The following is a 21,166-nucleotide window of genomic DNA, read 5'->3' as shown; positions in this document are numbered from 1 at the left end:
CTAAACCTTCTCCTTAGCCCGCTCCTTCAACTGCAACAGCTCGTCGCGCAGCCTCGCAGCTTCCAGAAAGTCCATATCTTTTGCAGCACTTTCCATTTTTTTCTGGGTTTCAACGATCAGTTTTTGTAGATCATTTTTACCCATGTATTGAACAACAGGATCTGCCGCTATACGGATTTCAGATGGCTCAACATATATTTTTCTTGGTTTCGAATCGGCGACGGACGTTTGTTCCATAATCGCTTCTTTCGATTTCAGAATTGTCTTTGGCGTAATGCCATGCTCCTCATTATATGCCAACTGAATAGCACGGCGACGATTAGTTTCTCCAATGGCCTGTTCCATCGAACCAGTCATGACATCAGCATACATCAGAACTTTACCGTTTTCGTTACGGGCCGCACGACCGATTGTTTGAATCAATGATCGGATATCTCTTAGAAAACCTTCTTTGTCGGCATCCATGATCGCCACCAGAGAAACTTCAGGCAAATCCAATCCTTCACGTAAAAGGTTAACTCCGACCAATACGTCAAAAACTCCCAGACGTAATTCGCGGAGAATTTCAACCCGATCCAAAGCCTTAACTTCCGAATGGATATAGCGGCATTTGATACCCACACGATCCAGATATTTGCTCAATTCTTCGGCCATCCTTTTAGTCAAAGTCGTGATGAGAACGCGGTCGCCTTGTTTGATACGGATTGTAATTTCTTCCAACAAATCGTCGATCTGATTCAAACTTGGACGCACTTCAATTTCAGGATCGAGCAAGCCTGTCGGACGAATAATCTGCTCAACCACAACACCATCCGAACGTCTTAATTCATATTCTGCCGGTGTTGCACTAACAAAAATCGTTTGTGGCGTAAGGTCCTCAAATTCCTGGAAAGTTAACGGACGATTGTCCAAAGCCGACGGTAAACGAAAACCATATTCTACCAATGCTTCTTTTCTGGAACGGTCTCCTCCCCACATCGCTTTAAGCTGTGGCATAGTAGCATGACTTTCATCAACAACCATCAGAAAATCTTCAGGGAAATAATCAAGCAAACAGAAAGGCCTCTGACCAGGAATTCTTCTATCAAAATACCTCGAATAGTTTTCAATACCTGAACAGTACCCAAGTTCCCGCATCATTTCCATATCAAATTCGGTGCGCTCTTTCACACGTTCCGCTTCTGATACTCTTCCATTGCTGGTAAAATAATTGATCTGTTTTACCAGGTCATCCTGAATTTCTTTAATGGATTGAGAAAGTACATCACGTCCCGTTACGAAGAGATTGGCAGGAAAAATAGAGACCGCTTTTTCACTGGAAATTTTCTTTCCTGAATCCGGTTCGATACGCTGAATCTCTTCAATCTCATCCCCAAAAAAGATGAAACGATATGCAAAATCTGCATAACCAGGATAAACATCGACCGTATCGCCTTTGACTCTGAAAGTTCCGCGACCAAATTCCACTTCAGTACGGCTGTAAAGAATTTCTACCAGTCTGAACAAAAACTGGTTTCGGCTTACGATATCACCGAGCTTTGCTTTTACAATACTCTTTTTATATTCATTCGGGTTTCCCGCACCATAAATACAGGACACAGAAGCAACGACGAGCACATCCCGACGTCCGCTCATAAGCGAAGAAACGGTATGTAACCGAAGTTTATCAATTTCCTGATTGATCATCAGGTCCTTTTCGATATACGTATTTGTGCTTGAAATAAAAGCTTCCGGCTGATAGTAGTCGTAGTAACTAATGAAATATTCAACCGCGTTATTTGGGAAAAACTGCTTGAACTCGCCATAAAGCTGGGCCGCCAAAGTTTTATTATGGCTCAGTACCAACGTAGGACGATTTATTTCCGCCACGACGTTCGCTACTGTAAAAGTTTTCCCGGAACCCGTTACCCCCAAAAGTGTCTGGGCAGGCTCGCCGGCTGCAATTCCCTCTAAAAGTTGTCTGATTGCCTCAGGCTGGTCTCCCGTAGGCTGGTATTCGGAAGTTAGTTCAAAATTCATATCAAAACATAAAAGGAATACAAATCATAACGCATTCCAAAGATAAAATAGTTTCTTCGGAATGCGTCAGAATTCCTCTATGCTTCCTGAGCAATCAGCTGCTGTGCTTTTTCCACTGCTTTCTTCTCTTTCCAATGCTGCCATTCAATACCTAACAGAGAGGCCATACCCTTATCTACGAAGGTGTGACGAACAAGATTCATACCACCACGAACCGCAGTAAAAACTGAATTATTTGCTCTCAACGCAAGACTGAAACCTCCATCAATATATCGGATATAGTGCCACCAAAGCGAAGGAATAAATATTGTTTCGCCATGGTATAAAGTTGTTTCAAAACCTGTCGCACCTTTCATTGCCGGGAAGCGCTCGTAATCCGGATTGATTGGATCCACTTTACTCATTACCGTGAATGGGTGCTGATAAAGCCTTGTGCTTTCCTCAGGAGAAAATAAAATAACCTGCTTGCGGGTGTGGAATTGGGTCAAAAATACATTTGAACAATCCATATCATAGTGCAGGTTGGTAATTGAACCTTCACCTCCAAAAAATACAAATTTATAATATTTCAAAAACCCGTCCATGATGGTTGGAAAACGGATATCCTCTGTCAGAGATGGTGCTTTTTTAAATATATCAAAAAGGAAAAGTCTCAAATCCGTCGGCCCTTTTTCGATAAGCGACAAGTAATCGCCAAACTTCATGGTCTTGGCTATCTGGAAATATTTATCCGCATCGTGCATGTGATTATCAACCAATGGAATTTCAATTTGACCATGGTTCTCACGAAGCCAATCAAATGTCCATTTTTGCATGGCAGGCCAGTCTTTTGCTAAATCTGTAAAAACAACCGGGCGGCTTGGTTTAAGATAATTTTCGATAAATTCTTCCCGGGTAAGTCCGGTACGCTTTTCTATGGGCACTAATTTCATGACAGAAACTGAGTATAATTAGTAATCGACTGAGTAAAGAAACTTGTTATCAGCTTGCGGCTATTCCAGCAACTGCTATTAGTAACAATTCTAATTTGGATATTAGTTCTAAAAAAATCAAGATTTGAAATTCAAATTGTTCAACAAAATGACGACAATTCAAATTCCGGCACCTACTGATTTAAATCACCATCCCCAATTTTTCATCAAATGTATTAAAGGAAATCGGAAATATACCTATCGCGTTTTGAGATAAAAGTCAGTTCATCGATTTCCTTGTGTTTACATTACAGGCAGTTATAAAAATAAATTCTGGCAAGCTAAATGATTCACTCACGAAAAAATATGATCAAAATCAGATTCAAAACTATACATTAAACGTATCTTCACTTTTAAATATTGAATGGTTTTCATGACAATTCATCTGCTGATCTATGAAATATTTAACCGTTGCGCCGCCACCGAAACTTGCCAAATTTGTCCGTTTCTTCTGGATCCTCGAAGACGAAGTGGATACGGAAAAACCATATGTACACCGGGTTATGGCCGACGGCTGCGCGGAAATGATCTTTCATTACCAGGCGCCTTTTGATGAAATTTTTGCCACTGACAAAACTGAAACCTCTTTTTATTCAGGATTGCACGGGCAATCACAGCATTTTCGCCGGTTTATTGTTCGCCAAAACTTTGGGATTTTTGGCGTTTATCTTTACCCCTTTGCAATACCTCTCCTATTTTCGATGCCTTCGGATGAGTTAACCAATGAAATGCCTGATCTGCCAACTTTACTAGGACAACACGGAACCGATCTGCAAGAAAGGATGATGCTGGCAAAAAATAATGATGAGCGTGTCGTCATTATTTCTGAATTTCTGGAAAAACAGATTGCAAAAAATTATCACGAAGAGCCTGCCGTATTTTCAACGATCAGTTATATAATTCAAACAAAAGGAATTGCTAATGTTCAGCAATTGGCTGAACAAAGCTGTTTGTCGACACGCCAGTTTGAAAGAAAATTCAAAGCATTTTCAGGATTTAGCCCAAAGTTATATTCACGGATAATCCGGTTTCAGGCTGCGATGAATATGTATGGAAATCCTGAAAAATCATTAACCGAGATTGCTTATGAATGCGGGTACTACGATCAGTCTCATTTCATTCATGATTTCAAGGAATTTTCGGGGCAACACCCCAAACTGTTCTTTTCCGGCAAAGCAGAAGGCTCAGAATACATGGAAGCATAATGTCGCGTTTTTCCAATTTCCAACTTTCCAGGTGTGCTAAATTTGATCAAACATTAAACAAAAAGTAATGAGCACAATGAAAATCCCCAATGGACACCAGGCAATCATGCCTTATCTGATGCTGGAATCATCTGAAAAGTTTATCGATTTTACTACAAGCGTTTTTGGCGCAGTAGTAACTTTCAAGAAAATGCGCGACGATACAGACGTCATAATGCATTCAGAAATCCAGATCAACGGAAGTACAATCATGTTTTGCGACAGTACTGAAAAATGGAAAACGGAAACTGCCAATCTTTTTATTTATGTTGACAATGCTGACGAAACGTATAAAAAAGCATTGTCGCAAGGTGCTATATCCATTATGGAACCAGCTGATCAGGATTACGGCCGCAGCTGCGGGGTAACTGATCCCAGCGGAAATGTTTGGTGGATTACGTCTGTCAAATAATTTGCAAGCCATCTTTAATTCGTACTTTTAAAAGAAAAACACGAATTAAAGATGGCCGAAGTTATTAATGAAGTTGACGACATTCTTGCCAACCAAAATGAGCAGATAAAAAAATTACATGATATTGTTACCAAAGCTTTTGCAGAAGAGCAACTCATTGTTGATAACCTGGCCCATCCGCCGCAGGAAATTCTCACCCAGGGCCAGCGGGTTTCCGATAAAGTGGCAAGATTTGGAGGCAGCTGGACATTTATTATTATTTTCAGCGTTGTCCTCGTGTTATGGATTATCTACAATTCAACACTTCCTAAAGCGGAACAATTTGATCCTTATCCATTTATTCTGATGAATCTGGTACTTTCCTGCGTTGCGGCCATGCAGGCGCCTATCATTATGATGAGCCAGAACAGGCAGGAAGAAAAAGACCGGATCCGGGCGGAAAATGATTATCTGATCAATATGAAATCAGAATTGGAGGTGCGAAGCCTGCATCAAAAAATGGATCTGCTTTTGGAAGAACAAATAAAAACACTCTTTGAAGTGCAGGCGAAACAGCTGGAATTGTTAAAAAAATTAACCGAGCGTGTTGACAGTCTTTGTACTAAGAATGATCTTTAAAACAATTAGTAAATATAATTTAGTATCAATGATCAATTACGACGGCAAAATTTTTATTCCACTTTCCAACTCTGAAAATGGTGAAGTGGACCTGGGAATGCAGTTTCATTACAAACAATCAGGCAACCTTCTTACCTCGGAATACGTAGGTGCTAATATCCGTTCAGGACATTTAATTGCACTTGTTGACGAAAATGGTTGCCTGGATATGCGATATCATCAAATTAATGATCGCGGCGAAATCACAACAGGCATATGTAAATCGACACCAGAAATTAAACCTGACGGAAAAATACGTTTGTATGAAAAATGGCAATGGACATCGGGAGATTTGTCGGAAGGAGATTCAATTCTGGAAGAATTATAAAATCCTGCATGGCTGTAACCTTAAAAATTCACCTATGAAATTTAAATTCGCTGTTTTAATCTTCGCTTTTCTGGCTTTTTGCCAGGTACATGCTCAAACATCAAAAGTGGTTTCGGGTTCTACGGATTTTAGCGTAAAGTTTATTCTTGGAACTTGCAACGGCACATTCGATGCGCCAAAAGGTACGGCCATTTTTGATCCGAATAATTTGAATGCTTCCGCCTTTAATCTGACTGTTACTACAAATTCGTTTAAAACGAATAGTAACGCTCGTGATAAGGATATGAAAAGTGATAAATATTTTGATGTTGCAAAGTATCCGGAAATTCGTTTTAAATCTTCTAAAATTGAGAAGAAAGGTGATAAGTATCAGGCAATCGGTTCGCTGGCAATTAAAGATGTTTCTAAATCTGTAACCCTTCCCTTTGAAGCAAAAAAAAATGCTGATGGCAGTTATGCTCTTTCCAGTACTTTTGAAATTAACCGGCTTGATTATAAAGTAGGAGAAAGTAACTGGAAATTGAAAGACATCGTAACAGTTACTATGAAGGCTGTAATCAAATAAATTTTTTCTCTTGTTGAAAAAGCACCTGAATCTTAAAAATTGATTCAGGTGCTTTTTATTTTGGCAGGAAGCAATTAACATCTTTCCTTGAAATATATCTTTCTAATGAACAAGTAAAAATTATCCCCAGGGATTACTTTGTAATTAGTCTAATTAACCTTTTATTTGTAAAATATAATTGGTCTAAATTGATATAACCTTCCGATGAAACATTTTTTTGCAGTCACCTGGATTTTCGTTTTATCCTGCACACAGGCAATTTTTGCGCAGAATGGAGAAATCATAGGAAAGATTCTGACACAGGACAGCAAGTCTTTTGAAGGTGTAAACATTACCTTAAAAGATACTAAGTATGGCAGTACGACAGGTAGCGATGGAAAATTTCGCCTAAAAGCACCTGCAGGAAAATATAATCTGATCATCGGTATGCTTGGTATCGAGAAACTTGAAATACCAGTGGAGGTAACAAGTGGAACGCCAACAATTTTGAATGACATACAACTCCGGGAATCGGGCATATCCCTGGATGACGCCGTGATCACGGGACAATTTGGAAAGCAATCTTTACGTAATTCGGTATATCAGGTTCGTACAATCGACAGCGAACGAATCAAGGCAAGAGGTGCTACTAACATCCAGACTATTCTGAACACGGAACTTGGAATAAGATTTTCAAATGATCCAACATTAGGAACGACGGATATTCAGCTGATGGGCATGTCTGGTCAGAGTGTTAAGATTTTACTTGACGGAATTCCGATGGTAGACCGCGGTGCGACGCGCGAAAGTCTTGGCCAGATTGACATCAACACGATTGAACGTATAGAGATCGTCGAAGGTCCTATGTCGGTGATTTATGGAACGGATGCGCTGGCCGGTGTTATTAATTTAATTACTAAAAAAGGCGACGGAAGTGACAATCTTACAATTTCGGCACGCGCACAGGAAGAAACGGTAAGTGACGAATACAACGCTTTCACGGATAAAGGAACGCATAATCAGAATCTTGGAATCGCCTGGCAGAAAAAAGGATTTCAACTATCCGGCAGTGTGACCAGAAATAACTTTGGTGGCTGGCAGGGAGATTCTGCTGGAAGATTAAAAGCCTGGATGCCTAAAGAACAAATGTTGTATACTGCAGGAATTGGTTATTCAAAAGAAAAATGGAACATATGGTATCGTTTCAACGGGACAGACGAGACGATTAAATACTTCGGAAGAGTCAGCGCCGAAAACAAAGCTGCGGACAAAGATTATATAACCAAACGCTGGTTTCATCAGGCGCAGGGCGAATTTAAGGCAAGCGAAAAACTAGGCTTTACAGGAGCACTTTCTTATACCGATTACAGCCGCAGAACACTGAGTACTGTTTTAGATTTAAACACGAACCGCAGAACACTTTCACTCGACGCGGCTGCTCAGGACAAATCAATTTTTACAACGGTGTTTTTTAGAGGAACAGCCTTATACAAAGTCAACGATAACGTGACGCTGCTTCCAGGTATTGAGGTCAACAATAATAATAGCAGCGGACAGAGGATTCTGGGTTCGCCGACTATCAATGAATATGCTTTTTTCATTTCGTCCGAATTGAAAATAACCTCTGCCATAAAACTAAGTCCGGCTGTTCGTTTTATTAAAAATTCAGTTTACAACGCGCCTCCGGTGATTCCGGCGCTGAATGCCAAAATAATCCTGAATAAAGTTTTTGATCTGCGCATGGGATATGCCCGTGGTTTCCGCTCGCCAGCTTTACGTGAATTGTACTTTGATTTTCACGATGCATCGCATTCGATCAATGGCAACGTTAATCTGAAAGCAGAATATTCAAACAGCTTTAATTCCTTCCTGACCTGGCGCGCAGTTGAAAAATCAGTGCTTCGGCTGACCTCGACACTTGGTGGATTTTACAATGTTTTCCATGATCGGATTGATACCGGATTTGACCCCAATAATCCCACGCAAACGACTTATCTGAATATCAGTTTGTACAAAACCACTGGACTGACGTTCGACAATAAACTTTACTGGAAAAATATTCAGGCGTCGTTGGGTGCGACTTATATCGGAACATACAATGAAATAAGTGAAGAAGGGGAACTGAATGAGAAACTTCCTGAATTTGTCTGGTCTCCCGAGATTAACGCAAATCTGCTTTACAGCTTCCCAAAAATTGGAACGAGTGTTAATTTATTTTATAAGTATACCGGTAAAAAGCCGGCCTATGCACTCATGAGCACCAATCCCGTTACAGCAAGCCTGAGGGAAATCAGCGGATACAGTATGGCCGACATCACGGTGACAAAAACAATCGGGAAATATGTAAGTCTTATCGGCGGAGCGAAAAACCTCTTTGATCTGACTTCAATAAAAAATACAACAATTGGTTCCGCCCACGATGCCTCAGGACCTGGTTTCAGCGGCCGCTCTTATTTTCTGGGATTGAATATTCAATGGTCTAAAAGATAATACACCTACATATTTTATTTAAACAAACAATTATGAAACGATTAATTAAACCTCTACTCATCTTTGCAATTTTAGGAATATTTAATGCTTGCAGCGACGACGATCCACCGCTTCCGGACAATCTCGCCGGGTTCGAATCCACGGCACAAGGTTTTGAAGGAGAAAGTGCTGATCTGAAAATAAACCTGGGAAGGGCGGCTGAATCTGCGGTTTCGATTTCGGTTGCCCTGACGCCAAGCCTTTTGACATATGGCACTCAGTTTACGACAGAGCCCGCTGCCACAAATAATGCCATTGCATTGACGGTTCCTGCCGGACAAACCAGCGTAACAATCAAAGTGTTAAAAAAAACAGGCGTCCTTTTAAATGGTGATGAAAGTATTCTATTTAAAATAGCATCGGTTTCCTCACCTGCCATGATTGGCACAAACGCGGAATTAAAATTAAGCTTCAAAGCAATCGTTTCGGACGGGACGCAATTGCAGTTAAACGGAATCGCGGGTGCAGAAGCAGGTGCAAGTGCAGCCAATTCAGTATACCTGGATTTGAGCGCAAATACCCAAACGCCGGTTCTTCGTGACAGCTGGGATTTAGGATTCAACAGCGGGGCTGATTTCCGCGTAATTCTAAACAATACCAACGGCGCAACGGCAATTGAGATCAATAAATCTGATATCAACGCAGTTTCAGATAAAGATATTGACATTAATACGCTAGCAGTTGGGCAAGGTGCTGGAACTTTCGCCTTGTATGATGGCGTATCCGGCGACCTTACAAAGACGGTAATCAAAGAAATTTCCGCAACCGATGCCGATAACAAAGTGTACGTAGTTAACCGCGCAGGTGGTTCAGGATCAGTTTTGGCAGTTGATAAAATTTATAAAGTCCGTGTACTTCGTAAAGGAACAGGCTATACACTTCAATATGCAAAATTGAATGAAACCACTTTCAAAACACTTGATGTAACAAAAGATGTTACATATAATTTCCAGTTTGCGTCGCTTGAAAAAGGTGCAGCTGTAAGCGTGGAACCAACGAAAGCACGTTGGGATATCGTTTGGGGTTATAGCCTTTATTTCACAGGAACAACTCCTTATTCATTCTCTGACCTGGTTTTCATAAATCACCATGCCGGCGTTACTGCAGCAGAGATCTTGACGTCCACAACAAGTTATGACGCATTTGCTGAAAGTAATTTATCCGCAGTTACGTTCCTTGCGGATCGGGACGTAATCGGTTCAAAATGGAGAGTGACATCGGGCGGTACCGTCGGTGTGAAAACAGATCGTTTTTATCTGATCAAAGACGCAGCCGGAAATGTTTACAAACTTAGATTCCTGAGCTTCCACGCAAATGACGGCGGAGAAAGAGGCAAGCCAAAACTGGAATACAAACTTGTAAAAAAAGGCGCTTAGTCATTTTAACTATTCTAAACCCGTCAGAGAGATAAAGCCCACGCTTTTCTCTCTGATTTTTTGGAATATAACAAACACCCAAATGCTTAAATCCATCATTTTTTCCATCTCGACACTGATGATTCCGGTAATGCCGGAGGCTCGTGATATTCTGCCAATCAAAACAAGTTTAGAAATAATCTCAAACCCGGCTAAACCAGAAATAAAGGTTATCAAAGATTTCAGTGCCGCGACGAAGCCTAATACCTATAACTATATCAGTCTCTTAACCGGGGCAGAAGTGTCTCAGGAAGATGCCAGAACAAATAAGTGGGACCTAGCTTTTAGCGGCACGACAATTCTTGTAAATGGCGGAACGAGCGGACCAGGAAAAGGGGCTGCTCTAATTTTAGAAAAACCTTTTGATACCGTATCAGAAGCTCCGAAAGAAGGATACAAAACGGACGATGGTTCAGGAAACGCAATTGCAAGCGGTAGTGGAAATTCCTGGTATAAATATGACATGAACGTTCATGCGATTTTACCAATAACCGGCAGAACTGTCGTGGTTAGAACTGCGGAAGGCAAATTAGTCAAAATTGAATTCATCAGTTATTACAAAGGAGCACCGGAAGATGTGCCGACTGAAGAGTCCAAATACTATACCTTCAGATATGCTCTGGCCGACGAAAGCGGTAAGTTCTGATTTAATCAGGCCAATTTTTTTTGCCACGGATCCACGAATTTTCACAAATAATTTTTAACACTATTTGTGAAAATTAGTGGATCCGTGGCGAAATTTTATCCTTCTAAAATCTTCTTCAGATTTTTTAATCCGTCAGAAAAATCTTTCCCGACGGAATCCTCCATGCCCATAAACGGAAGAAATACATTCATTGGAATTGGCATCGCGCCGGTGAAACCCCATTTTACCCTGGTCTGCTCCGGACCAATAGCTTCCGTGATCATGTAGGCATCATTCGTCGATTCAAAAGGTTTGATAAATCGCAGTTCGGTATCGATCCTCTCACCTTCTGTAATTTTTTTAATTTCCTGCTCTCCAACACCAACCTCCTCGTTGCCCTCCCACCGGGACGTAAAACCAACCGTTTCGTCCATACCTTTAAATGTTTTTTTTACATCCGGATCTTTGGCCATCCACACACTCCAGTTGTCCTGATTTTTCAGAGGTTTCAGGTAGGCAAAAACTTCGGCTTTTGGCTTATTAATTATTATTTCTCTTTCAACCGCATAGTTTTTCGGCATGAGTGTCGCCGCAAGAATAAAAATGGCAATGATTCCAAGAAGAATGTAGAGCGCTTTTTTCATAAGAGGATTTGTTTGAGGTGAAAAACTGAACTTATATTTTATTTCGTCAAGATCTTCAATTCGCTCCAAATTGCTCATTCCCGCCTTTTCCAAAACTCTTATAGAAGCCGCGTTTTCCACATTGACAAATGCGATTACTGCAGGTGGCTGAAATTTGCGGATAGAAAAAACCAGCAAAGCTTTGGCTATTTCGGTTGCAACACCTTTTCCCCAATATTCTTCTAAAATCCGGTAACCTATTTCAACTTCTGCTCCATATTCTTCCAGTTTCGCAGCTCCAACCAGCTTTCCGGTCCTTTTCTCTTCGATCAAGTATCTCCCAAAATACGTTTCCGTTTCATTTTCTTTCAAAATCCTGTCAAACATTTCATCCGATTCCTGGCGATTCAGCGCGTGGCCGGTAACAAATTTCATCACATTCTCATTGTCGCTGAGTCTAAAATATTTGTCGCCGTCAGAGGCTGTCATTTTTGTTAAAAGGAAACGATTGGTCTTAATGGAAAATATTTTCATAATAAATACCAGCTTGCATAATTTGCAAGTAACAAGCACAAATTCAAATAATTAAATAAAACTGGTGATGATTTTATAAATATACGTTTTGCCAAATAAATTTAGAATAGATTCAGCTCATTTATTTTTTTGGCAACATCCGGATTAAGGTAAGAGAGATTCATTGAAACAGGCAGGATATTTGTACAATCCTCCGGGATATATTTCTATTTTGCATATTCCTCCACAAGAAATTCTTTTTTCCGTCTGATAAAAGCTGATGAAACGATATTTCCCTTTTATAAAAAAATACCGGTCTGCCATGATTTTAGGGCCACTGCTGGCGATTATCGATGTTTTTGGCGAGATCGTCCAACCCATGCTCATGTCTGACATTGTCGATATCGGCATTAGAAACCAAGACACGCATTACATTCTGAAAATGGGCGCGCTGATGATCGGACTTTCGATTGTTGCCATCGTCGGCGGTGTCGGCAATGTATATTTTTCTTCGAAATCATCGGTCGGTTTTGCCAGTGAATTGCGGCAGGGGCTATTTAAAAAAATACAGGAATTTTCGTTTTCCAATATCGACACATTCAGCAGCGCATCACTGGTGACCAGGTTAACAAATGATATCAATACACTTCAACAAGTGGTAATGATGTCTTTGCGACTTTTAATCCGCGCCCCGTTAATGCTCGTTTGCGCTGTAATTTTCGCCTTACAAATTAATAAAGAACTTACCATCATCATTGCTGTCGCTATTCCGGTTTTAAGCTTTGCCATTTTTTTTATCATGAAAAAAGGCATTCCTTATTTTACAAAAATGCAGCAAAAACTGGACCGTGTAAACGCAGCCATTCAGGAGAACCTGACCAATATCCGCGTTGTCAAATCCTTTGTGCGCAGTGATTTTGAAGAAGAAAAATTTTCTGTTGCCAACCGGGATTTGATGGATATGTCTGTCAAAGCATCAACAATTGTGGTTTTGATTATGCCAGTTATGATGCTGATCATGAATGTTTCAATCGTGGCGGTTGTTTGGTTTGGCGGAAACAAAGTAATGAAGGGAGATTTGCAAGTTGGGCAGCTTATGTCTTTTATCAGTTACATCACGCAGATTTTGATCGCGCTGATGCTGCTTTCCATGACCATTATGATGTTTTCCAGAGCGAGCGCCTCTTCTAAACGGATTCTGGAAGTGCTCGATACCGACGTTGATATAAAAGATACTTTTACTGCAAACGCTGAAAATTTTCACATCAAAAAAGGTGGAGTTGAATTTCGTGACGTTTGTTTTAAATATAAATCTGAAAGTGATTTTTTTGTTTTAAAGGATATCAATCTGAAAGCTGCTCCGGGAGAACTGATCGCAATCATCGGTGCAACCGGTTCAGCAAAAACCAGTCTGGTCCAACTTATTCCACGGTTATACGACGTGACGGAAGGCGAAATTCTGATCGATGGAATTGATGTCAGGAATTATTCTCTAAAACATCTTCGTGAAGCCACTGCAACAGTTTTACAAAAAAACGTATTGTTTTCGGGTACAATTAAAAGTAATCTGAAATGGGGCAAGCCGGACGCAAGTGATGAAGAAATAATTGCAGCTGCCAAAGATGCCCAGGCGCATGATTTTATCATCTCATTTCCACAACAATATGAAACCCTTCTGGGGCAGGGCGGTGTCAATCTCTCAGGTGGTCAGCAGCAGCGGTTATGTATTGCCAGGGCACTTTTGAAACAGCCGGTAATTCTAATTTTAGATGACAGCACCAGCGCCGTCGATACTGCAACAGAAGCTAAAATCCGGACTGCTTTACAAGAAAATCACAATAATACGACCACGTTTATCATTGCACAGCGGATCAGTTCTATCGAAACGGTAGACAGGATTGTTATTCTGGATGATGGCCGGATCATCGGGGTCGGGACACATGACGAACTTATAAAAACGAATGCAGTTTACCAGGAAATATATCAGTCACAGCAGCAAAATGAAGCCATAGCCTCATGAGCGAAAAAAGTACAACATCATCAGCTGCACCAGGCGGCATGCCAGGATCAAGCTCAGGAAGGCGTTTTTCTGTGGAAAAACCTAAAAATATGGGTCTGACAATGCGCAGGCTTTGGGGGTATCTTGAAAAAAACAGGCTCGGTTTATTTACTGTTGTCTTATTTATTCTGGTCAATACTGCGGCTTCCTTAACTGGTTCGTATTTGCTTCGTCCGCTGATCAACGATTACATTATTCCGAAGGACGTTGACGGTTTATTGCATATGCTCGGCATTATGCTGGTCATTTATCTTGCAGGAGCAACCGCAGCCTATCTGCAAAGCAGGTTTATGATCATCATTTCCCAAAAAACCGTGAATGAAATGAGAAATGATCTGTTTAAAAAACTGCAATTGCTACCCTTGCAATTTTTTGATACCAACAGCCATGGAGAATTGATGAGCCGGTTCACAAACGACGTCGATCTGATCAGTGAATCACTGAATAATAGCCTCACACAGATTTTCACGAGTGTTATCACACTTTCCGGAACATTTCTGCTTATGTTATATATCAGCCCCTTGCTGACTTTGGTGACCTTAGTAATGGTTCCGCTTATGCTGTTTCTGGCTTCTCAGGTTATCAAACGCAGTAAAAATTATTTCCTGGCTCAGCAAAAAGCAGTTGGTATCACGAATGGATATATCGAAGAAATTATCACTGGAATTAAGGTGGTTAAAGTTTTTGGTTATGAAGAAAAAGCTGAAACAGACTTTGAAAAACTGAATTTTGATCTGCGTGACAAAGCAACCAAAGCACAAATGTTTTCAGGAATGATGATGCCGATTATGATCAACATGAGTACGATCAATTATGCGCTGACCGCAACAATCGGCGGAGTGCTCGCTGTCACGCGCGGACTGGATATCGGTGGGCTGGCTTCTTTTCTTCAATATTCCAGACAATTCGGTAGACCAATAAACGAATTATCAAGTCAGCTGAACAGCTTGCAAGCCGCTTTGGCAGGAGCGGAACGAGTTTTCGAAATGATGGACCAATTACCTGAACCAGCAGATGCAGAAAATGCTTTTAAACTTACGAATGTAAAAGGTGAAGTTCGTTTTGAAGGCGTTTCATTCAGTTATAGTTCTGATAAAGTAATCCTGCATGATATCAATTTATCAGTCAAACCAGGTCATAAAATTGCATTTGTAGGTTCGACTGGCGCTGGCAAAACCACGATTATTAATCTGCTTCCGCGTTTTTACGATATCCAATCCGGAAAGATCACGATTGACGGTATTGATATCAAAGATATTTCCAGAAAAAGTCTTCGAGAATCGATGGCAATAGTTTTACAGGATACGCACCTATTTACAGGAACGGTAATGGAAAATATCCGTTATGGACGCCTGTCTGCAACAGACGACGAAGTTATTCATGCGGCCGAACTCGCCAATGCGCACTCTTTTATCACAAGGATGCCTCAAGGATATCAGACGACATTAGATGGTGACGGAAGTAATCTGAGCCAGGGACAAAGGCAGCTTCTAAATATCGCGCGCGCCACCGTTGCCGAAGCTCCGATCCTGATTTTGGATGAGGCGACGAGCTCCATTGATACAAGAACGGAAAAATTAATCGATCTAGGTTTAAATACACTGATGCAAGGAAAATCGACCTTTGTGATCGCCCACCGTTTATCTACTGTTCAGAACGCGGACGAAATTATTGTACTGGAATTTGGTAAGATTGTTGAGCGCGGAACCCATAATGATCTGATGTCCGGCAAGGGAAAATATTATCAATTATATACCGGACAATTTTCCTGAATTGCCTCAGTTTGATTAGATGCCAAACGTAAAAATAAGATTATTCCAAGCTTAAATCAGATTAAAAATACGGAATAAAGTCCAAAATCAGACAGCGAACATAAGGCTTTCAGACATTTTTAAACGCCTTAAAATACATTTTTCAGAAGACAATCACATCTGTACAAAAAACAGCCTTAAATGAAGAGACAATTGAAATATTGATGTTCGGACTATTTAAATATATTAATAATCAATAACTTATAAGCTTAATTAGAAAAATATTAGATTTGGTTAACAGTTGTTAACATTCCCGAAAATTTGGTTATAAAATTTGAATTGTTATATTTGAATAATTGGAGCACAGTATTGCATATTCAATTATATAATTCCAATCATTCTTGAATTCATTATAAAAATATGAATTTTTAATGTTTTGAACTTTAATCAGCACCATGCTTAAAAGAACTTTCATATTGTTTTTTTGCATTGGGCAAATTCTTGCCTCGGCACTGTTTTCCGGACAGGCGGAAGCGTCATGCAGGTCTAATTTCGGAATAAAGTTCTTGTCTCCCTTCAATAATTCCTACTATCTGGAAGACGAAGAAGAAGAAATTGAAATTGATGATTCAATTTGTCAACGCCAGACATTCGTTAAGGCTGATGAATTCGAATGGAAGGAAAGTTTAACGCACTTATTACGTCACCGGACATCAAGCTACCGGTTTATCAGCTTCGAAACTGTTCCCTCGGAATACTTCCATTTTTCTTTAAAATCAGTTGTAAAACATTATACCAAGCAAGTCATCGGCTCCATTGAGGGGTTACTTACCTTGCCAGACTATTACAACTTCCTTCATCGACTTTGTCCGTTTTAACAGACAATTCCGGCATTCTGCCACATTATTCTAGCCGCACAGATTTTTTGAATTAATTGACAGACACCAAATGCCTGCTTTTTGCTGCATGCATTCATGTTTGCTGATAACAATATACATCCTAATGGGTCACATTTGGATGTATCACCATGTGCCAAAGTTCTATTCATACACTTTAAAATATTAAATTTCAATTACTTACTTACTCATCATGAAAAATTATAACTGGTCTTTTCTGTTAGGAATAAGCCTTTTCGCGACGGCTTGTTCTACACAAAGCAAAGACTCCACAGAACTCAAAGATTCTATTTTGACAATTCCTGTCACAGAATTGAAATCTCAGAAAACCGATCTTCACAGGGAATATGTTAGTGATATTCATGCTGTCAGAAATGTGGAAATATATGCCAGAGTTAAAGGTTACCTCGAGCAGGTTTATGTTGATGAAGGCAAAGAAGTAAAAAAAGGGCAGATACTGTTTCGCATCAACAGCGCAGAATACGAATCCGGCCTTGCCAAAGCAAAGGCTAATCTGCAAAGTGCCGACGCTGATGCCAAGGGCGCAGAACTTGAACTGAAACGTGTTAAATTACTTGTTGAAAAAAATGTCATTTCAAAAACCGAGCTAGAGGTTGCACAGGCAAAACTCGCAGCTGCAAACGCTAAAATTGAAGAAGCAAAATCGGAACGATCGACAGCAGCGCTGCATCTGGCACAAACAGAGATCAAGGCGCCATTCGATGGCGTTATCGACAGACTTCCTTACAAAACAGGCAGTTTGATCAACGAAGGCACCTTGCTTACCACGCTTTCTGATACTAAAAATGTATTTGCTTATTTTAATGTCTCAGAAAACGAATACCTCGAATACACCCGGGCACGGGGATCTGCCTCTAATAATAACACGATTGTAGAGCTTGAACTGGCAGATGGTTCTTTTTTCAAACATAAAGGAATTATTGAAACCATGGAGGGCGCTTTCGACGAAGGTACCGGATCTATTGCTTTCAGGGCACGTTTTACAAATCCTGAAAAATTATTGAAACACGGATCTACAGGCACGATCAGGTTGACCAATACCGTTGAGAATGCCATTTTAATTCCTCAAAAAGCTGCTTTTGAAATTCAGGATAAAAACTTTGTTTACGTTTTGGGCAAAGACAATAAAATAAAAACCAGAAGCTTTGTCCCAAAATCGAGACTTTCAGGATACTATATTGTAAAGTCGGGATTAGAGCCGGGAGAAACAATCGTTTGCGAGGGACTTCAGGGATTGAAGGATGGCGTTACGATTAATCCAAAAACAATACTTCTGGATTCTGTCAAAACCGAAACGAACAAAATCGAGCTTACAGCGCGATAAAATCAAACGCCCACCTGAATTTTAAATCATGTTTCAAAAATTTATAGAGCGACCGGTACTGTCGCTGGTAATTTCTATTTTCATAACGCTGATGGGGATTCTGGCTTTCACCGGACTACCTGTTTCTCAATTCCCCGATATTGTTCCGCCTTCTGTTGTCGTAACAGCCACTTATACAGGGGCAAACTCGGAAGTTTGCGTCGACGCTGTTGCAGTTCCCTTGGAAAAAGCCATTAACGGTGTACCTGGCATGACGTACATGACCAGTGTCTCCGGAAACGACGGCGTGACGACCATTACCATTTCGTTTAACGTAGGCGTAGACCCCGATCTTGCCGCAGTCAACGTGCAAAACCGTGTGCAAACGGTTATTGACGAACTCCCGGAAGAAGTAATTAAAGCTGGTGTTACCACTGAAAAAGAGGTCAATAGTATGCTCATGTATCTCGATATTATGAGCACAGATACCACAGTTGGTGAAGACTTTGTATATAATTTCGCCGATATAAATATTTTAAAAGAGTTGAAAAGGATTGACGGCGTAGGTCGTGCACAGATTATGGGAAGTAAGGATTACTCCATGCGTGTGTGGCTGAAACCCGATCGAATGAATACTTACAACGTGTCGGCCGATGAAGTTGTAAAGGCAATACGCGATCAAAATGTGGTTGCGGCACCTGGAAAAACAGGCGTAGCTTCTGGCCGCGAAACACAGGTTTTGCAATATGTTTTAAAATATACCGGGAAATTGTTTGAACCGGTTCAATACGAAAATATTGTTCTGCGGTCCAATCCGGACGGTTCGATGCTTAAACTAAAAGATGTTGCAGATATCGAATTTGGAACACTGGAGTATGATATGGCTTCCAAGTCCAACGGAAAACCGTCGGCATCGATCATGATCAAACAGCGTCCGGGCTCAAATGCGCAGGATGTTATCAGAAATATCAAAAGCAAAGTAGCAGAATTAAAAGGCACAAGTTTCCCGCCCGGGATGGACTACTTTGTTTCTTATGACGTGTCTCGCTTCCTCGATGCATCTATTCATGAAGTGGTTCGCACATTGATTGAAGCATTTATTCTTGTGATCATCATTGTTTATCTGTTCTTGCAGGATTTCCGTTCAACGCTTATTCCTGCCTTAGCTGTCCCGGTGGCTTTGATCGGTACATTTGCATTTATGCAGCTTTTCGGCTTTTCGATTAACTTGCTTACGCTGTTTGCTTTGGTACTAGCGATCGGTATTGTGGTCGATAATGCCATCGTCGTCGTCGAGGCCGTCCATGCAAAAATGGCTGAAAAACATCTGGATGCCAGAGAAGCAACCCTCGAATCAATGAAAGAAATGAGCGGGGCAATTATTGCAATTACACTCGTGATGTCAGCAGTGTTTGTTCCGGTAGCGTTTATGTCAGGTCCCGTTGGAATATTTTACCGGCAGTTTTCGATCACCCTGGCGATTTCGATTGTAATTTCCGGTATCAACGCATTAACCCTTACACCTGCTCTTTGCGCAATAATGCTCAAAAATACACATGGGCAGCCGTCAAAAAATACCCCTCTTGACCGGTTTTTTAAAGGTTTTAATAATGGCTATAATGGTATTTCAAACAAATACCAAAAACTGCTTTCCTTCATTATCGGCCGTAGAATGATTACAATTGGCTTGCTGATCGCATTTTGTATCGGAACTTATGGCATCAGCGCGATCCTTCCAAGTGGGTTCATTCCTACGGAAGATCAAGGTGTAATTAACGTGAATGTGACAACGCCGGTTGCCGCCACGGTTGAAAGAACGGAAGCTGTTCTGGATGAAATACAGAAAGTAGCGGAGTCACTGGAACCTGTGGAATCGGTATCATCCCTTTCAGGGTATAGCTTGATTACTGAATCTGCCGGATCATCTTATGGTATGGCAATGATTAACCTTAAAGCCTGGGATCAACGCAAAGAATCAGTGAAAGACATCATTGCTGAAATGGAGCAGAAAACAAAGCATATCACAGATGCAAAAATAGAGTTTTTCCCTCCTCCAACGGTTCCTGGATTTGGTAATTCAAGTGGATTTGAACTTCGTGTCCAGGATAGGACTGGCAGTGATGATCTTCAAAAAACTGCCAGTGTCACAAATGAATTTGTTAAAGAATTAATGGCCACTCCTGAAATATCAAGTGCGTTCAGCAGTTTTGATGCAAGCTTTCCGCAATACATGATTCATGTGGATGCTGATATTGCTTCCAAAAAAGGAGTTTCTGTTGATGCCGCTATGAGCACACTCCAAACCTTGATCGGTAGCTTGTATGCTTCCAACTTCATCCGGTTTGGACAGATGTACAAGGTTATGGTACAGGCAGATCCAAGTTTCCGCAGAAGTCCGGAAGATATTTTGAAGTTGTATGTTAAAAATAACCGTGGTGAAATGGTTCCCTTTTCAACTTTCATACGTCTTGAAAGGGTTTACGGACCAGAATTACTGACGCGCTATAATATGTATACATCCGCAATGATCAATGGTGATGCTGCTCCGGGGTTCAGTAGCGGAGATGCTATCAGGGCGGTAGAACGTGTGGCAAAAGAAAAACTTCCCAAAGGGTTTTCATATGAATGGTCAGGGATGACCAGGGAAGAAATCCTGTCGGGTGATCAGGCGATGTATATTTTTGGTATATGTCTTCTCTTTGTTTACCTGCTGCTCGCTGCGCAATACGAAAGCTTTCTGCTTCCGCTTCCAGTAATACTCTCTTTGCCTACGGGGATATTTGGCGCTTTTCTCTCACTCAAACTTCTGGGTCTGGAAAATAATATTTATGCGCAGGTTTCTCTGGTCATGCTGATCGGTCTATTGGGGAAAAATGCGATTCTTATTGTTGAATATGCCATTCTTCGCCAAAAAGAAGGACGAACTGTTTTTGATGCCGCTCTGGAAGGAGCAACAGAAAGATTACGTCCTATTTTAATGACATCTTTCGCCTTCATTGCAGGACTTATCCCACTTTGTATCGCTTCCGGTGCGGGTGCATTAGGAAACCGGTCGATCGGAACAGCGGCCGCAGGGGGGATGTTGATAGGGACGCTTTTCGGAGTAATCATCATACCTGGTCTTTATGTTTTATTTGCAACATTGGCCCTTCCAAAAAAGCCTTCTGCGCCTAAAATGGAAAAAGAAGAAGTTCTGCTCCACTGAGATTCCGCCTAAAATAACGGCAGTCGTGACTATTCACGGCTGCCTATTTCT

16 protein-coding genes are annotated in these 21,166 nt (G+C 40.9%); 13 read left to right on the top strand and 3 right to left on the bottom strand.

What is annotated here, in order from left to right; all coding sequences use genetic code 11:
• The gene (gene uvrB / locus BMY70_RS23645) at positions 1-2,019 is read right to left on the bottom strand and encodes an excinuclease ABC subunit UvrB (protein ID WP_090339012.1); all 2,019 of its coding nucleotides are present in this window, start codon (positions 2,017-2,019) and stop codon (positions 1-3) included.
• A gap of 77 nt (positions 2,020-2,096) precedes the next feature.
• Positions 2,097-2,951: a cupin-like domain-containing protein gene (locus tag BMY70_RS23640; protein WP_090339010.1), complete on the bottom strand. Its 855-nt coding sequence runs from the start codon at positions 2,949-2,951 to the stop codon at positions 2,097-2,099.
• 434 nt (positions 2,952-3,385) lie between these two features.
• Between BMY70_RS23640 and BMY70_RS23635 the strand changes: the two genes are divergently transcribed.
• The 8 genes from BMY70_RS23635 to BMY70_RS23600 all read left to right on the top strand — a co-directional run bounded on the left by BMY70_RS23635 (position 3,386) and on the right by BMY70_RS23600 (position 10,765).
• Positions 3,386-4,195 (top strand): helix-turn-helix transcriptional regulator, encoded by an 810-nt coding sequence (locus BMY70_RS23635; protein ID WP_090339008.1) that lies wholly within the window; start codon positions 3,386-3,388, stop codon positions 4,193-4,195.
• 67 nt (positions 4,196-4,262) lie between these two features.
• On the top strand, positions 4,263-4,646 hold the full coding sequence (locus BMY70_RS23630) for a VOC family protein (protein ID WP_090339006.1): 384 nt from the start codon (positions 4,263-4,265) through the stop codon (positions 4,644-4,646).
• Between the two features lie 51 nt (positions 4,647-4,697).
• The gene (locus tag BMY70_RS23625) at positions 4,698-5,264 is read left to right on the top strand and encodes a DUF1003 domain-containing protein (protein WP_090339003.1); all 567 of its coding nucleotides are present in this window, start codon (positions 4,698-4,700) and stop codon (positions 5,262-5,264) included.
• A 28-nt stretch (positions 5,265-5,292) separates the two neighbouring features.
• Entirely contained in the window at positions 5,293-5,631 is a 339-nt protein-coding gene (locus BMY70_RS23620) for an avidin-fold protein (protein ID WP_090339001.1), read from the top strand.
• 34 nt (positions 5,632-5,665) lie between these two features.
• Complete coding sequence (locus BMY70_RS23615) at positions 5,666-6,196, top strand: YceI family protein (protein ID WP_090338998.1); 531 nt, start codon at positions 5,666-5,668, stop codon at positions 6,194-6,196.
• A 204-nt stretch (positions 6,197-6,400) separates the two neighbouring features.
• On the top strand, positions 6,401-8,665 hold the full coding sequence (locus tag BMY70_RS23610) for a TonB-dependent receptor (protein WP_090338994.1): 2,265 nt from the start codon (positions 6,401-6,403) through the stop codon (positions 8,663-8,665).
• Between the two features lie 32 nt (positions 8,666-8,697).
• Positions 8,698-10,080, top strand: a complete 1,383-nt coding sequence (locus BMY70_RS23605) for an HmuY family protein (protein ID WP_090338992.1) — start codon at positions 8,698-8,700, stop codon at positions 10,078-10,080.
• An 82-nt stretch (positions 10,081-10,162) separates the two neighbouring features.
• The gene (locus tag BMY70_RS23600) at positions 10,163-10,765 is read left to right on the top strand and encodes an HmuY family protein (protein ID WP_229209749.1); all 603 of its coding nucleotides are present in this window, start codon (positions 10,163-10,165) and stop codon (positions 10,763-10,765) included.
• Between the two features lie 95 nt (positions 10,766-10,860).
• Here BMY70_RS23600 and BMY70_RS23595 read toward each other — a convergent pair whose 3' ends face one another.
• Entirely contained in the window at positions 10,861-11,901 is a 1,041-nt protein-coding gene (locus tag BMY70_RS23595; RefSeq protein ID WP_090338989.1) for a GNAT family N-acetyltransferase, read from the bottom strand.
• Between the two features lie 259 nt (positions 11,902-12,160).
• Here BMY70_RS23595 and BMY70_RS23590 point away from each other — a divergent pair, with 259 nt between their 5' ends.
• The 5 genes from BMY70_RS23590 to BMY70_RS23570 all read left to right on the top strand — a co-directional run bounded on the left by BMY70_RS23590 (position 12,161) and on the right by BMY70_RS23570 (position 21,115).
• The gene (locus BMY70_RS23590; RefSeq protein ID WP_090338987.1) at positions 12,161-13,900 is read left to right on the top strand and encodes an ABC transporter ATP-binding protein; all 1,740 of its coding nucleotides are present in this window, start codon (positions 12,161-12,163) and stop codon (positions 13,898-13,900) included.
• Positions 13,897-15,711 (top strand): ABC transporter ATP-binding protein, encoded by a 1,815-nt coding sequence (locus BMY70_RS23585; RefSeq protein WP_090338984.1) that lies wholly within the window; start codon positions 13,897-13,899, stop codon positions 15,709-15,711. Before BMY70_RS23590 ends, BMY70_RS23585 begins: the two co-directional genes overlap by 4 nt.
• Positions 15,712-16,145: 434 nt before the next feature.
• Positions 16,146-16,568, top strand: a complete 423-nt coding sequence (locus BMY70_RS23580; protein WP_090338982.1) for a hypothetical protein — start codon at positions 16,146-16,148, stop codon at positions 16,566-16,568.
• 211 nt (positions 16,569-16,779) lie between these two features.
• Positions 16,780-17,931, top strand: coding sequence for an efflux RND transporter periplasmic adaptor subunit (locus tag BMY70_RS23575; protein WP_090338979.1), 1,152 nt, complete (start codon positions 16,780-16,782; stop codon positions 17,929-17,931).
• A gap of 28 nt (positions 17,932-17,959) precedes the next feature.
• Complete coding sequence (locus BMY70_RS23570; RefSeq protein ID WP_090338976.1) at positions 17,960-21,115, top strand: efflux RND transporter permease subunit; 3,156 nt, start codon at positions 17,960-17,962, stop codon at positions 21,113-21,115.
• Positions 21,116-21,166 lie beyond the last annotated feature (51 nt).

This window comes from Dyadobacter koreensis, assembly GCF_900108855.1.
GTDB lineage: Bacteria > Bacteroidota > Bacteroidia > Cytophagales > Spirosomataceae > Dyadobacter > Dyadobacter koreensis.
The sequence above is the reverse complement of the archived record's forward strand: the minus strand, read 5'-3'. Positions and strand labels throughout refer to the sequence as shown.

Excerpts from the sequence above, each read along its gene's own strand:
- uvrB (WP_090339012.1), bottom strand. The coding sequence starts at position 2,019 with ATGAATTTTGAACTAACTTCCGAATACCAGCCTACGGGAGACCAGCCT.
- BMY70_RS23640 (WP_090339010.1), bottom strand. The coding sequence starts at position 2,951 with ATGAAATTAGTGCCCATAGAAAAGCGTACCGGACTTACCCGGGAAGAA.
- BMY70_RS23635 (WP_090339008.1), top strand. The coding sequence starts at position 3,386 with ATGAAATATTTAACCGTTGCGCCGCCACCGAAACTTGCCAAATTTGTC.
- BMY70_RS23630 (WP_090339006.1), top strand. The coding sequence starts at position 4,263 with ATGAGCACAATGAAAATCCCCAATGGACACCAGGCAATCATGCCTTAT.
- BMY70_RS23625 (WP_090339003.1), top strand. The coding sequence starts at position 4,698 with ATGGCCGAAGTTATTAATGAAGTTGACGACATTCTTGCCAACCAAAAT.
- BMY70_RS23620 (WP_090339001.1), top strand. The coding sequence starts at position 5,293 with ATGATCAATTACGACGGCAAAATTTTTATTCCACTTTCCAACTCTGAA.
- BMY70_RS23615 (WP_090338998.1), top strand. The coding sequence starts at position 5,666 with ATGAAATTTAAATTCGCTGTTTTAATCTTCGCTTTTCTGGCTTTTTGC.
- BMY70_RS23610 (WP_090338994.1), top strand. The coding sequence starts at position 6,401 with ATGAAACATTTTTTTGCAGTCACCTGGATTTTCGTTTTATCCTGCACA.
- BMY70_RS23605 (WP_090338992.1), top strand. The coding sequence starts at position 8,698 with ATGAAACGATTAATTAAACCTCTACTCATCTTTGCAATTTTAGGAATA.
- BMY70_RS23600 (WP_229209749.1), top strand. The coding sequence starts at position 10,163 with ATGCTTAAATCCATCATTTTTTCCATCTCGACACTGATGATTCCGGTA.
- BMY70_RS23595 (WP_090338989.1), bottom strand. The coding sequence starts at position 11,901 with ATGAAAATATTTTCCATTAAGACCAATCGTTTCCTTTTAACAAAAATG.
- BMY70_RS23590 (WP_090338987.1), top strand. The coding sequence starts at position 12,161 with ATGAAACGATATTTCCCTTTTATAAAAAAATACCGGTCTGCCATGATT.
- BMY70_RS23585 (WP_090338984.1), top strand. The coding sequence starts at position 13,897 with ATGAGCGAAAAAAGTACAACATCATCAGCTGCACCAGGCGGCATGCCA.
- BMY70_RS23580 (WP_090338982.1), top strand. The coding sequence starts at position 16,146 with ATGCTTAAAAGAACTTTCATATTGTTTTTTTGCATTGGGCAAATTCTT.
- BMY70_RS23575 (WP_090338979.1), top strand. The coding sequence starts at position 16,780 with ATGAAAAATTATAACTGGTCTTTTCTGTTAGGAATAAGCCTTTTCGCG.
- BMY70_RS23570 (WP_090338976.1), top strand. The coding sequence starts at position 17,960 with ATGTTTCAAAAATTTATAGAGCGACCGGTACTGTCGCTGGTAATTTCT.